Source organism: Phyllobacterium sp. 01N428, from assembly GCF_056399405.1.
The window spans coordinates 151,283-164,654 of record NZ_JBFTRH010000001.1 but is presented as its reverse complement, the minus strand read 5'-3'; the positions used below and the strand labels follow the sequence as shown (position 1 = coordinate 164,654).

The window sequence follows — 13,372 nt, the reverse complement described above, 5'->3', positions numbered from 1 at the left end:
ACGCATTCTATGGGCGTGTCGCAATCCATCCGCGCTGGCCGTATTGGTTTCGGGCGCCAATCAGATCGCGAGCCCGAAGTGCCGCGTAAAACGGTGGCCATTCGACCCGCCGCCAGCCACCAACGACTTCTTCGACATTGAAGCCCAACGATTTCAGCCTGTCGGCCACCGGCTGCTCGTTGGTCATCACCAGCTTGATGCCGGGCGCAATGCCGGCCTCGGGGAAGCGGCGCATCTGCGGGAAGGGCGCTTCCCGATCCATATAAAGGCGCAGTTTGGCGGCGTCGAGGTGGGAGCCAATGAACAGCACCTGATCCTGCGGTAGGTGCACCGGCCCCGCCTTGGCGGCGATGACGGCACCGATATCCGGCAGCAGCAATCCGCGCAGCACCGGCGTGCTGATGAAGGCGGCACCGAGCAAAAGCAGCGCAAAGCACGCTGCCAGCCGCTCGGTGGTTGCACCCCTGCTGTAGAGCCACAGGCCGGCCAATCCGGCAACCGCGATGATAGCCAATGCGACGACGATGACTGGCGGCAGGAGCAGCAGGCCGAGCAGCAAGATCACGGCAAGCGCGCCCGCCATCAAAATCATCGAAATGCGCAGGATGACGCGAAGGACACTGTCGGCCCGCTGGTCCATGACGGATTGAAGCGCTACCGCAAGAAGAACGCAAAGCAGCGGAATGACGGGAATGATATAGCGATACGACGCATAGCGGGAGAGCGAGAAGATGATGGCAACCGTGACGATCCAGCCGGCGATGAACGGTGCGGCCGCGCCGAGGGACTGGACGGTCGGGCGCTTGCCGCTTGTCCTCGCCCCGACGAGGAGCATGACCAGCCAGAGAAGGACGGGCAGAAAAAGCCCGGCAATATTGCTGCTCAAACCATCGACGAAGGTGCCAAACCCGATCGCGACTTTTTCAGAAAGCTGGTCGCCGACGAAGTCGGATGCAAGTTCGCTCGAAGCCGTGAAGGATTGATAGGCGAACCAGGCGCCGAAGATGACGATCGAGGGCAAAACGACGGATGGTTGCCAGAGCCGCCGTGCGCGCGGGCGCACCGAGGCGACGCCAAGCGCATAGGCGATGACATAGGCAACCATGGCAAGCGGCAGCAGTCCCTTAGTCAGGACCGCAAATCCCGTGCCGCCATAAGCCAGGAGGGCGTAGGTCCGCTGGCGGTCGTCCTTGAAAAGAAGGCCAGTGAAACCGATGAAGCCGAGGAGCATGAACAAGGTCAGCGGCAGGTCCGGTATGGCATTGAAGCTGGCGCGCAGGAACGCGCCGTTGGCGGCCAGCAAGGCCGCGGCGAGCAGCGCGGTCTGGTCGTTGCGCGTCAGGATGCGGGTGAACTGAAACGTCGTGAGAAGGATAGCGGCCCCGCCGACGAGCCAGAAGAAGCGCGAGCCAATAACGGAGATGCCGAATATCTCCATGCCCGCCAGGCTCATCCAGTAGGTGAATGGCGGCTTCTTCAGGCGCACGTCACCTTCGGCGGTATGCGGCGTCAGATAGTCGCCACTCTGCATCATGATGACCGCGCCGTTCGAGTAGTAGCGTTCGTCCGGAAAATGCAGGATCAGGCTTGAGCCGAGCGGAAGCAGGCCGATGATGAAGGCGAGAGCGAGAAATATTGCGAGCTTCGTTCTGGAGGTGGCTGTGCTCGACGGACCCGGTTGCGCGGAAACCGTCATGGTGTCTTGAGGCATTGTTCTTCTTGGCACCTATTGTTCTTGTTCGGGCTACATAGCCGCTTTCGGTCATGCTCGCCAATACAAAGATGTAACGCCTATAAGGCGGGGCGGACGCCTGGATAAAACCTTCGCGTCAATAACTCCCCCGCCCATGCGACCGCCGAAAAGATGACCAGCGTGGACAGGGAGCCCAAAACGACATCGGACATATAGTGTCGCCCAAAGGCAACGCGGAGCATGTCCGTCGTGATCACGATCGCCAACATGATCCAGAAAACCCGCTGCCGCTGATGGTGCGGCCAAAGCGGCAGCAGGCAGATGATCCATGCAATACCGGCGGCTTCACCGGAAACAAACGAACAATTGTGAAGGCAGGCCTTCGACCATTCGGCGGCAGCAACAAAGGGCAGGTCGCCGCCAAAGAGCAGCGAATCTGCCGGGCGGGGCCTGCCGACGAACTCTTTCAAGTACCCATTCACCAGCAGTCCGGGTCCCAGCGCCAGCGTAATCAGCGACACGGTCGAGATGCGGATTCGCTCGTGGTTCCATCGAAGTCCGGAAGCGAGATCGCGTAGCGCGATCGTGACGACGACGCTCGCTCCGACCATCGGGAGGGCGTAGAACACACGGCGGAGCGTCTTCAGGAGGTGCACGGAACTTGCGGGAAAATCGCCGCATATCGAACTGACTGCTCCATTGGCGCATTGACGGGCGATAAAGAAAATCGATGAGACGTCCTTGTCGAACTCGGGGGCGCTGTTGAACAGGATGGCGAGCGCCATCCAGAGGATCAGGAGCCCTGCAAGGCAAGTTGCTTCGCTCCAGGCGCCGAATCCGTATTGGGCCGTTCCAGATGGCTTTGAGGTTGTCCGGTAGTAGACCATGGCTTCCCTGGAGGCCGACGATTCGAGCACTCTTGTGCAATGCTTATGTTGCAGCGGCATTACGGCGTGATCAGGAAGTTATCGTGCCCTTGTTATGGCAAGGTTTTTTCGTTCGTGTCGTCGAGACAGCTGAAATCTGATAGCCAAAATCGGTCTTTCGCGTTAATTTCCGCCCGCTTCGACGGAGTACTCTTATGAATTTCATTCCAGATTGGCCCACAATCCTGCAATTTGCCATCGCGACCTTCGTATTATCCATCACGCCGGGTCCGGATATGACCCTCTTCGTGGGGCGGGCACTGTCGGAAGGGAAGGCAGCGGGCTTTGCCTGCCTTGCCGGCGCCAGCACCGGCATCGTCGTCCATACGACAATGGTCGCCATCGGCCTCTCGGCGCTGATCGTCGCGTCGCCAACCGCGTTCTTCGCGCTGAAGATCGTTGGCGCCGGCTACCTCGTCTGGCTTGCCTTTCAGGCGATCCGCAACGGCTCAGCCTTCTCGCCGGAAAAGAAGATCGGCCAATCGCACACGCTCTTCCAGAATTGGCTGACGGGATTTGGTATCAACCTGCTCAATCCCAAGATCATTCTTTTCTTCATGACGTTCCTGCCGCAGTTCGTCTCTGCCAGTGATCCGCATGCGCCCGGCAAGCTGTTTTTCCTGGGTGTGCTGTTTATCCCCATGGCGCTGCCTGTGGTTTCGCCGATGATTATCGCGGCCGACAAGTTCTCGATGCTGCTCAAGAAAAGCCCGCGGGTCACTCGCATTACCGATTGGCTGTTTGCCGGCGTGTTTTCGGCCTTTGCCGCAAAGATCCTGATGGCCCAGGCGAAATAGCTAGATATTCCGGTTGGGAGCGCGCTGTGCTCCAAGCCCCGCCGTTCGCCCCGAAACCAGCCAATAGACAGCGCCGCCGACAACACCGGTGGCGAGGATCGCAGCAAATGTGCTGACATCCTCGGATTGCGGCCGCCATTTCCAGACGATGACGAAGAGCGCCGTCGCAGCGCCCCCGAGAGCGTAGAACAACCAATCGCGCCAGCCAGTCAGCTCGGCGTAAAGGATCAGCATTGCGGACGGCACGAAGACACTATAGCCGATCACGACCGCAAAGACCGGCACCGTCGTATAGAGAAAAGGCCCCTCGGTGCCGATCCACTCCGAACTGCCGAGAAGTAGCATGTTCAGGAAAATCGACGCGGCAATGATTGCGCAGATGAAGCCAAAAACGGCGAGGGCGAAGCGAAAGAGATAATGCAGAAGCTGGGTCAATCTTCGCCATGCCCGGCGATCATCGCCGCTTCGAAGGCGAGGCGCTCCGTCTTTTTCATGCGTTCCGATTCGGATTTGAGCTGACCGCAGGCGGCAAGAATATCGCGGCCGCGCGGCGTGCGGATCGGCGAGGCATAGCCCGCATTATTCACGTAATCGGCAAACTTTTCGATCTGTTCCCAATCGGAACACTGATAGTTGACGCCCGGCCAGGGGTTGAATGGAATGAGATTGATCTTGGCCGGAATGCCCTTCAGGAGGCGGACCAACTCCTTGGCGTCATCGAGCGAATCGTTGACACCCTTCAACATCACATACTCGAAGGTGATGCGCTTGGAATTGGAGAGGCTCGGATAGGCGCGGCATGCGTCAAGAAGCTCCTTCAATGGATACTTCTTGTTGATCGGGACCAGCATGTCGCGAAGATCGTCGTTCACCGCGTGCAGGGAAATCGCCAGCATGACACCGATCTCTTCCCCGGTGCGGTAGATTTCCGGAACGACGCCGGAGGTCGAAAGGGTAATGCGTCGCTTCGACAGCGAAAGCCCATCGCCGTCGGAGGCGATCAGCAGGGCCTTCTTAACATTCTCGAAATTATAAAGCGGTTCGCCCATGCCCATCATGACGATGTTGGACACCTTGCGGCCCTCGGCCGGCACGATCGCGCCGTCCGGCGTATTGCGATCGGGAAAATCGCCAAGGCGGTCGCGGGCAATGAGCAACTGCGCAAGGATTTCCTCAGCCGTAAGGTTGCGCACGAGCTTCTGGGTGCCGGTGTGGCAGAAGGAACAGGTGAGGGTGCAGCCTACCTGGCTCGAAATGCACAGCGTGCCGCGCCCTTCCTCCGGGATATACACCGTCTCGATCTCGACAGGCCGTCCGGCACCGCGCGGGGGAAAGCGAAAAAGCCATTTGCGCGTGCCGTCGTTGGAAATCTGTTCTTCGACGATCTCGGGGCGGGCAATGGTGAAATGGCGCGCAAGCAGCTCGCGCATATCGCGGGAAATGTTGAGCATGTCGGCAAAATCCGAAACGCCGCGCACATAGAGCCAGTGCCAAAGTTGCGCCACGCGCATTTTGATCTGGCGCTCGGGGACGCCGATGGCGACAAGGGCCTCGCCGATTTCTGCGCGCGTCAGACCGATCAGCGAAGGCATTTCTGCTGCCGCGGTCGGGCGTGCGTCACGGGATTTTTCCCGGGCAACAGAATGTGTCAGGTCAAGCGCTACAGACATGGGATTTTCTAACGTTCTTTCGTGAAGCGCGGCTCATATCACGTTCCGGGCCGACATGCAAAAGGCCGGACTAATTGCGTCCGGCCTTCGCAAACTGTTGATGTCGGGGTGGCTATTTGCAGGTGGCTATCGCCTTAAGCGCCGCCGAGACACCTTTTAGCGAATAGCCGTAACTCGTCTTTGTCCCGCGCTTCGACACGGCACTGATCGTCATCTTGTGGCCCGAGCGTAGGGCGGCAACGAGTTGAGGCTCCTCCGCGGCGTTTTCCATCCAGCCATGGCTGCCATTGGTAAACATGGAGAAGCTGCGTTCATCAATGGTCACGGTGACCTTTGAATCCTTCTGCAGTTCGTAGCCTGCCTTGAACTGAGGCTCGAAGCTGACATTCTGCCCCGGCTTCTGGCTTACCATGAAGAAATTGTCGCCATGGTCGATCTTAGCCGGCTGCTTGTCGACTGGAACGGAAAGTACGTAGCATACCTTGCCGTTGCCCTGCTGATAGCTATAGGCGCCCCAGGCATTGAACTGGCTGATCTGACTCGGGGTTTGGGCAAGAGCCGTTCCTGTCACTCCAACTATGATGACAGACGCCGCTACGATTGATTTTCCAAACATTTTACCTACCAGTTTCTGTCGTTCACTTCATAACTCGTGAACCGGCAATGGCCCGGAAAAATCCGATCGCGGCATTGTCCGGTTCGCTTCTCTTAATTTGACTTAATCTGGGTTACCAAACGGTGAAGACAGGGTCAAAAAAGCGATTGCAGGGAGTTAGAAGTTACGTCCTTTTTTCAAAGTCCCACACCGCAAGTCCAGCCAAAGAAAAGCGGCGACACTTTGACGATCTGCGACATCACGGGCTTGTGATGGGTAGCGGCCATCAACGCTTTGCCGGATCCCGATCGAGATCGTCGAGCGCTTTCTTCGCGGCGGCACGGTGCGCCGGCGTAATGTGCGTGCGGATCGCGGTCAGGGCAGCCATGAGAACGGCAGCGTCATCTGTGAACCCGAGACCGAATATGAAGTCCGGGATGAAGTCGAGCGGCAGGACGAAATAGGCGAGCGAGGCAAGGAGAATACCGCGCACCCGCGTCGGGGTTGCGGGGTCGAGGGCAGCGTAATAGGCGGCGATGACCTCATCGAGAAACGGCACGGCCTTTGCAGCCTTTCGCACGGTCTTCCAGAACTGCGCGCGCACGCGCTCCTCGCGGCTGCGTTGCTTTTCGTCGCTGCCAGGCTCGAGAATCTCACCGATCTTGACGTCGTCCATCCCTTTTCCTTCTGAGGTTTCAGGTTACACAACATGGGTAAGGCGAATGCGCCGTACAAGACTTGCGATCAATTCGCCGTGAGAATATCCATCAGGACCTGACCGATTGATCTTTCTCCACACCGGAAACCACCATGGTGCAACCACCCTACCGTTCCGTCCTCTTCGTCTGCCTCGGCAACATTTGCCGTTCACCGCTCGCGGAAGGCGTCTTTCGCGCCGTGCTTGCAGGAGAAGGCAAGGGCGGCCACGTATCGATCGATTCGGCAGGTACCAATGGCTATCACACCGGTGAAGCACCGGATCGCCGTTCGATTCGCGTTGCACGTCACCACGGCATCGACATCTCCGACCAGCGTTGCCGGCAATTGACACGGGGCGACTTTGCGAGCTTCGATCTGATCCTCGGCATGGATCGCGGGAATATGAAGGCCATAGCCGCGCGCCAGCCCGCTGGTGCTACTGCCACGGCCGGGCTTTTCAATGAATTGGCGTTGGGAGACCCGCAGGAAATCCCCGACCCCTACTATGGAACCGACGCCGATTTCGAGCGTGTCTACCGTATGGTCCTTGCTGCCTCGAAAGGTCTCTCGAGGCTGTTCTGAAACGACGAGCGAGGCGCTTCGAGAGGCCAGGCCTCCTCGACGATGTACGGTCCGCCGCCGACGGAGTCACGCGACGACATCAGCACGAAACGCCCGATCTTGAACGGCGTGGTCGCGAAATTGCCACGCGACGAGAGATAGTGAGCGACCTCTTCGTTGCGCACATTGCGCAGCCGGGCCAGCGTCACGTGCGGGGTAAACTTGCGCGGATCGGCGGGCAGCATCAGCCTTTGGCAGATGCGCTCGATCTCTGCCTGCAACGCCTGGATATCAGGCGAAGGCGATACGCAGGCAAAGATGCTGTGCGGCTTCTTCGAGCCAAACGCTCCAACGCCTGAAAGCTTGAGCGTGAATTCCGGTCGGCGAATGCGATCCAGCGCATTGGCGATCTCGTCGGCGACATGTCCTTCGACATCTCCGATGAACCGCAATGTGATGTGATAGTTTTCGACGTCAATCCATCGGGCGCCTGGTAGACCACCGCGCAAGAGCGACAGTGAGAGGGCGGCGTCCCTCGGGATTTCGAGGGCAGTAAAGAGACGCGGCATAAGGCATCCTCCCCGAATCGAGTTGTCATTCTAGAGAATCATCGAATGAGTCCGGGAGCAAGGCATTCCTTATGATTATCTTGGAGCGCGACATATTGGACACGCATTGTCCCCGGAAGTTGTGGCAAGCCTATCCTCGGGCAACCGCGGTCCAACTTTCGGAGGATGGTGCTATTGGGTTCCGCCGGCAGCTTCGCTCGATGCCGCGATGGTTTTTTCCATCACTGGCATGAAGCCTTCGACCATGCGGGCGACGCCCTTGGCGTTGGGATGCATGCCGTCTTCGAGCTGCAGCGATTTTTCCGTTGCGACACCGTCCATGAAGAACGGATAGAGCGGAACATCATATTTGGCGGCAAGACGCGGGAAAATGGAATTGAACTTGTCTTCGTAGTCGCGGCCCATATTGGGCGGCGCCAGCATCCCGGCAATGATCACCTTGACGTTGCGCTGCTTCAGCCGCTCGATGATTTCGGAAAGGTTCTTCTCGCTGATTTCCGGCGAAATGCCGCGCAGCGCGTCATTTGCACCAAATTCGAGGATGACCATATCCGTGCCGTCCGGCACCGACCAGTCGAGACGCGACAGGCCGTCGGTTGTGGTTTCACCTGCAACACCGGCATTGGCGATCGTGACGTCGACGCCCTTGTCCTTCAGGGCCTTTTCGAGCTGCGCAGTGAAGGAATCCTGGACCGGCAACTCAAAGCCCGACATCAGGCTGTCGCCGAAACCGACGACCGCGAGCGGTCGATCGGACACGGCATTTTGATTGGCCAAGGCCAGCGACGGCAAGGCAACAAGGCCAATTGAAACCAGTATTTGCATCAACGGTTTGAATCTCATTTCGGGCTACCCATATCAGACCAACTGCGGCGACTCGGCCCGACCATATCGCAAAGGATGTCAATTCGTGACTAATTCCATGATCGCGCTCGATCACATTGAGTTGACGCTTGGCAGCGGGGCGTCCTCGGTGCATGTGCTCAAGGGGGTTTCGCTCAATATCAACGCGGGCCAGTCAGTCGGTATCGTCGGTCCCTCGGGCTCCGGCAAATCGACCTTGTTGATGGTGCTTGCCGGGCTTGAGCAGGTCGACTCCGGCTCGGTCGAGATCGCCGGCGAAAGACTCGAAAAAATGAATGAGGACGCGACGGCCGCTTTTCGCGGACGCAATATCGGCATCGTCTTTCAGTCATTCCATCTCATTCCGAACATGACGGCGCTGGAGAATGTCGCTGTCCCGTTGGAACTAGCCGGCAATCCCGATGCCTTCGCCATTGCTGAGCGGGTCCTAGCCGCCGTTGGACTTGCCGACCGGGTGACCCACTATCCGGGCGAACTTTCCGGCGGCGAGCAACAGCGTGTCGCCATTGCGCGGGCGTTGGCGCCATCGCCGAAAATACTTATCGCCGATGAGCCGACCGGCAATCTCGACACGGCAACAGGCAAGCAGATTGCCGACCTCTTGTTCGAGAAGCAGCGCGAGCTTGGACTGACGCTGGTGCTCGTCACGCACGATGCCGCGCTTGCCGGGCGATGCGACCGGGAAATCCGCGTTCGGTCCGGCAGGATCGAAGCGGATGCGGATGCGCCGGAGCTGGCGAAATCCGCATGAGCGAGGCAGCATCGTCCGGGACAGCGCCGTCGCTCAAACTTGCTTTCACTTTTGCCCTGCGCGAAATGCGCAGCGGCCTGTCCGGTTTCTACATTTTCCTTGCCTGCATAGCGCTCGGCGTTGCCGCGATCGGCGGCGTCAACTCGGTGGCAAACGCGGTCAGCGCCGGCATCTCCTCGCAGGGGCAGAGCATTCTCGGCGGCGATCTCAGGTTTCAGCTCAATCAGCGTGAAGTGGATGCGCAAGAGCGCGCTTTTCTTGAAAGCAAGGGGCGCGTAGCGGTCAGCGCCAATATGCGGTCCATGGCGAGGCTACCGAATGGCTCGGACCAGTCGCTGGTCGAGCTCAAGGCCGTCGATGGCGCATATCCGCTTTACGGGTCGTTGGTGACAACGCCGGCGGGCGATGACAAGACGCTGTTTGGTGAGGTGAACGGGGTCTATGGCGCAGCTGTCGCGCAGGTTCTGCTCGACCGTCTCAACCTCAAACTTGGCGATCAGGTTCTGGTCGGAGGTGCGAAGTTCGAACTGCGGGTGGTCATCGGCAACGAACCCGATCTGCTTTCCGACGGCTTCGGCTTTGCGCCGCGCATGATGGTATCCCTGAAGGGGCTCGAGGCTGCCGGCCTCGTTCAGCCCGGAAGCCTGGTCGAGCACAGCTACAAGCTTGCGCTGCCCGCGGGGACCGATGAAGCCGCGCTCACCGCCATACGCGACGAAGCCAAGGAGAAGTTTCCGCAAGCCGGTTGGAGTATTCGGGGCCGGACAAATGCCGCGCCTTCGCTCAGCGCCAATATAGAGCGCTTTTCGCAGTTCCTGACCCTCGTGGGCCTGACGGCGCTGATCGTCGGCGGCGTCGGGGTCGCGAATGCGGTCCGCGCCTATATTGATGGAAAACGCGGGGTCATTGCCACGTTCAAGTCACTCGGCGCCCCCGGCTGGTTCGTGATAGCTGTTTACCTCTCGCAAATCTTGATGATTTCGCTCGTCGGTGTTGCGATCGGTCTCGTGCTTGCCGCGATCATCCCCTATGTGGCGGGCTATGCCTTGCAAAGCGTGTTGCCGATAGCGGCCAAAGGCGGTTTTTACCCCGGCGCTTTGGCATGGGCCGCCCTGTTCGGCTTCCTGACGACACTCGCTTTCGCTATTCTCCCATTGGGGCGGGCCCGCGACGTTCCGGCGACGGCGCTTTTCCGCGAGCAGGGCTTCGAGCAACGTGGTTGGCCAAAGCCCGCCTATATCATCGCCGCTGCCGCGGTCATCGCGGTGCTTTGCGCGCTTGCCATCTATTTTTCTTACGACAGGCGTATCGCCACGATCTTTATTGGCGCGGTGGCGTTTTCCTTCCTCGTCTTGCGCGGCGTCTCGGTATTCGTGCAATGGCTGGCACGCCGTGCCCCGCGGGTCCGCTCGACGGCGTTGCGGCTGGCGATCGGAAACATCCATCGACCCGGCGCGCTCACCCCCTCGGTTGTGCTGTCACTGGGGCTCGGACTGACGCTTCTCGTTACGCTTGGCCTCATCGATGGCAGCTTGCGTCAGCAACTCGCCGGGAATCTCCCTGAGCGGGCGCCGAATTTCTTCTTCGTCGATATACAGAGCCGCCAGGTGGACGAATTCAAAGGCGTTTTGCAGAAATCAGCTCCCAACGGCAAGATCGTCAGCGCTCCCATGTTGCGCGGGCGCATCATTGCCTTGAACGGCACGGACGTTACCAAAATGACCATTGCGCCGGAGGGCGCGTGGGTCCTGCGTGGCGACCGCGGCATTACCTATGCGAAGAACGTGCCGGAAAACTCGGCGCTGACCAAGGGCGAGTGGTGGCCCGCCGACTATTCCGGCGAACCGCTGGTTTCGTTCTCGGCGGAGGAGGCGACAAATCTCGGCCTCAAGGTCGGGGATACGGTGACCGTCAACGTGCTTGGCCGCAATGTAACGGCGCGCATTGCCAATCTAAGGCAACTGCAATGGGAATCGCTCGCGATCAACTTCGTGATGGTTTTCTCACCCAATACATTTGCGGGCGCGCCGCATGCCTGGCTGGCGACTTTGACGGACCCGACCTCCACTCCGCAGGAGGAGGCCGCAGTCATGCGCAACGTGACCCAGGCGTTCCCCGCGGTCACGACGGTACGGGTCAAGGATGCGATCACCATTGCCAACGAACTCGTCGGCCAGCTCGCCGTCGCCATTCGCGCCGCAGCTTCGGTGGCACTGATCGCCTCGATTCTTGTCCTCGGTGGGGCGCTCGCAGCCGGCAACCGCGCTCGCGTGCACGATGCTGTGGTTTTGAAAACGCTTGGCGCGACGCGGCGCACGCTGATCAAGGCATTCAGCCTCGAATATATGCTGCTCGGTCTTTCGACGGCTATTTTCGCGCTTCTCGCCGGCAGTGCGGCAGCGTGGTACGTGGTGGTGCGCGTTATGACGCTGCCAGCCTATTTCCAGCCCGAAGTCGCCGTCATGACCGTCATTATCGCGCTCGTTTTAACGGTCGGTTTTGGGCTTGCCGGAACCTGGCGAATTCTTGGACAAAAGGCTGCGCCGATCCTGCGAAACCTCTGAAATCGTTAAACGAGTGCGATTTTTACCAATTTACCCATAATTTGGCGCGCTAACACGCAATCTTGAGTAGTTGAGGTCTTGTTATGGACCCGAGGAATCCCCATAATTCGTCGCAAGGCATGCTGGGGTCCCGCCAGCGGCGCCTGGGGAATAACCCGACACCCGACGGGACGAAGCAAATGAGGAAAACCATGGCTGACTATCGCAATATCCAGGCCCGCACATCGGCCGGAATGCGTGTGGACGCGGGGATCGATCAGGGTCTGCGCAGCTACATGCTGAAGGTCTACAATCTAATGGGCATCGGTCTCGCAGTGACCGGTCTCGCTGCGCTCGCCACCGTTTATTTCGCGACAACCAATGACCCATCTCTCGCCGCCGCACAGTTGCCGAATGGCAAGATGCTGACCAATCTCGGTGTTGCCCTCTACGGCTCGCCGCTGCGTTGGGTTGTCATGCTCGCGCCGCTTGCCGCAGTGTTCTTCTTGAGTTTCCGCATTGAGCGGATGAGCGTATCTGCCGCGCAGACCACATTCTGGGTTTATGCTGGGCTTGTCGGTCTTTCGCTGTCCTCTATCTTCCTGATCTACACCTCGGGAAGCATCGTACAGACCTTCTTCATCACCGCCGCATCGTTCGGTGCTCTTTCGCTTTATGGCTACACCACGAAGCGTGATCTGTCCGCGATGGGCTCGTTCCTGTTCATGGGTCTGATCGGCATCATCCTTGCGTCGCTGGTCAACATCTTCCTTGCATCGAGCGCCCTGCAGTTCGCAATCTCGGCAATCGGCGTCCTGGTCTTCGCAGGCCTGACTGCCTACGACACACAGCAGATCAAGGAAATGTATTACGAAGGCGACGCTTCGGACACCTATGGCCGCAAGGCAATCATGGGCGCCCTGCGGCTCTACCTCGACTTCATCAACATGTTCATGTTTCTGCTGCAGTTCCTAGGTAACCGCAACTAAGCTTTCGAGCATTGAAAATAACAAAAAGGGCAGCGGAAACGCTGCCCTTTTTCGTTGAGTGTAATTCCTCGCCAGAGTGACGGGTTCCCACTTTAAATTGCCGGCAAAGACGTGCATGAAACGGGCACGATCATTTTATCCCTGTGAAAGCCAATGTCAGAGATTCATATCCGCCCGGCGCAGCCAGCCGACCTCGCGAGCATCACCGAAATTTACCGCGATGCCGTCCTCCACGGCACGGCGACCTATGAGATCGACCCGCCGGACCAGGCGGAAATGACGAAGCGGTTCCACGCAATCACCACGGACGGCTTTCCCTATATCGTCGCCGAACTGGATGGGGCCGTGATTGGCTACGCCTATGCCAGCTACTTCCGCACGCGTCCGGCCTATTGGTGGTCGGTGGAGGATTCGATCTATATCGCGCCCGACGCCAAGGGAAAGGGCTTGGGCAAGCAACTGCTCAGCCAGTTGATCAAGGACTGTACCGCCCTTGGTTTCCGGCAGTTTATCGCCGTCATCGGGGATGGCCACGAGGATTCCGCTTCCGTTAGGCTCCATACCCGCGCGGGGTTCGCATATTCCGGCACAATCAGAGCCTCCGGCTTCAAGCATGGGCGCTGGCTCGATACTGTGCTGATGCAGCTGGAGATGAATGGCGGGGCGCATACGCTTCCCGGAAAGCCGCCCTTGCGGAGCGAAGACGCTTAAAACG

Annotated in this window: 14 protein-coding genes; 6 read left to right on the top strand and 8 right to left on the bottom strand. The window is 59.1% G+C overall.

Annotation, left to right across the window (positions count from 1 at the left end; all coding sequences use genetic code 11):
• Positions 1 to 7 precede the first annotated feature (7 nt).
• Positions 8 to 1,711, bottom strand: coding sequence for an ArnT family glycosyltransferase (locus AC1DNI_RS00820; RefSeq protein ID WP_477690476.1), 1,704 nt, complete (start codon positions 1,709 to 1,711; stop codon positions 8 to 10).
• Positions 1,712 to 1,791: 80 nt separating this feature from the next.
• On the bottom strand, positions 1,792 to 2,610 hold the full coding sequence (locus AC1DNI_RS00815; RefSeq protein ID WP_477690475.1) for a phosphatase PAP2 family protein: 819 nt from the start codon (positions 2,608 to 2,610) through the stop codon (positions 1,792 to 1,794).
• 164 nt (positions 2,611 to 2,774) lie between these two features.
• On the opposite strand from AC1DNI_RS00815, the gene AC1DNI_RS00810 reads away from it, so the two are divergent.
• Entirely contained in the window at positions 2,775 to 3,416 is a 642-nt protein-coding gene (locus tag AC1DNI_RS00810; protein ID WP_027230964.1) for a LysE family translocator, read from the top strand.
• On the opposite strand, the gene AC1DNI_RS00805 is transcribed toward AC1DNI_RS00810, so the two are convergent.
• The 4 genes from AC1DNI_RS00805 to AC1DNI_RS00790 form a co-directional block, all read right to left on the bottom strand.
• Positions 3,417 to 3,851 carry a hypothetical protein gene (locus AC1DNI_RS00805; protein WP_091947521.1) on the bottom strand — a complete coding sequence of 145 codons (435 nt, stop codon included), beginning with the start codon at positions 3,849 to 3,851 and terminating at the stop codon, positions 3,417 to 3,419.
• Positions 3,848 to 5,086 carry a dual-specificity RNA methyltransferase RlmN gene (gene rlmN / locus AC1DNI_RS00800; protein WP_228017565.1) on the bottom strand — a complete coding sequence of 413 codons (1,239 nt, stop codon included), beginning with the start codon at positions 5,084 to 5,086 and terminating at the stop codon, positions 3,848 to 3,850. Before rlmN ends, AC1DNI_RS00805 begins: the two co-directional genes overlap by 4 nt.
• Positions 5,087 to 5,198: 112 nt before the next feature.
• The gene (locus tag AC1DNI_RS00795; RefSeq protein WP_174208260.1) at positions 5,199 to 5,702 is read right to left on the bottom strand and encodes an invasion associated locus B family protein; all 504 of its coding nucleotides are present in this window, start codon (positions 5,700 to 5,702) and stop codon (positions 5,199 to 5,201) included.
• A gap of 265 nt (positions 5,703 to 5,967) precedes the next feature.
• Entirely contained in the window at positions 5,968 to 6,357 is a 390-nt protein-coding gene (locus AC1DNI_RS00790; RefSeq protein WP_091947527.1) for a YkvA family protein, read from the bottom strand.
• A 134-nt stretch (positions 6,358 to 6,491) separates the two neighbouring features.
• On the opposite strand from AC1DNI_RS00790, the gene AC1DNI_RS00785 reads away from it, so the two are divergent.
• Complete coding sequence (locus tag AC1DNI_RS00785) at positions 6,492 to 6,962, top strand: low molecular weight protein-tyrosine-phosphatase (RefSeq protein ID WP_477690474.1); 471 nt, start codon at positions 6,492 to 6,494, stop codon at positions 6,960 to 6,962.
• On the opposite strand, the gene thpR is transcribed toward AC1DNI_RS00785, so the two are convergent.
• Together thpR and AC1DNI_RS00775 are read right to left on the bottom strand one after the other, a co-directional pair.
• Positions 6,914 to 7,510, bottom strand: coding sequence for an RNA 2',3'-cyclic phosphodiesterase (gene thpR, locus AC1DNI_RS00780; protein WP_091920792.1), 597 nt, complete (start codon positions 7,508 to 7,510; stop codon positions 6,914 to 6,916). The genes AC1DNI_RS00785 and thpR overlap by 49 nt on opposite strands.
• A gap of 171 nt (positions 7,511 to 7,681) precedes the next feature.
• Positions 7,682 to 8,353, bottom strand: a complete 672-nt coding sequence (locus AC1DNI_RS00775) for an arylesterase (RefSeq protein WP_477690473.1) — start codon at positions 8,351 to 8,353, stop codon at positions 7,682 to 7,684.
• Between the two features lie 79 nt (positions 8,354 to 8,432).
• Between AC1DNI_RS00775 and AC1DNI_RS00770 the strand changes: the two genes are divergently transcribed.
• The 4 genes from AC1DNI_RS00770 (at position 8,433) to AC1DNI_RS00755 (ending at position 13,368) form a co-directional block, all read left to right on the top strand.
• Positions 8,433 to 9,125: an ABC transporter ATP-binding protein gene (locus AC1DNI_RS00770; RefSeq protein ID WP_477691448.1), complete on the top strand. Its 693-nt coding sequence runs from the start codon at positions 8,433 to 8,435 to the stop codon at positions 9,123 to 9,125.
• The gene (locus AC1DNI_RS00765; protein ID WP_477690472.1) at positions 9,122 to 11,689 is read left to right on the top strand and encodes an ABC transporter permease; all 2,568 of its coding nucleotides are present in this window, start codon (positions 9,122 to 9,124) and stop codon (positions 11,687 to 11,689) included. Before AC1DNI_RS00770 ends, AC1DNI_RS00765 begins: the two co-directional genes overlap by 4 nt.
• Before the next feature lie 191 nt (positions 11,690 to 11,880).
• Positions 11,881 to 12,657, top strand: a complete 777-nt coding sequence (locus AC1DNI_RS00760; RefSeq protein WP_027230973.1) for a Bax inhibitor-1/YccA family protein — start codon at positions 11,881 to 11,883, stop codon at positions 12,655 to 12,657.
• Between the two features lie 153 nt (positions 12,658 to 12,810).
• Positions 12,811 to 13,368, top strand: a complete 558-nt coding sequence (locus AC1DNI_RS00755) for a GNAT family N-acetyltransferase (protein WP_027230974.1) — start codon at positions 12,811 to 12,813, stop codon at positions 13,366 to 13,368.
• Positions 13,369 to 13,372 lie beyond the last annotated feature (4 nt).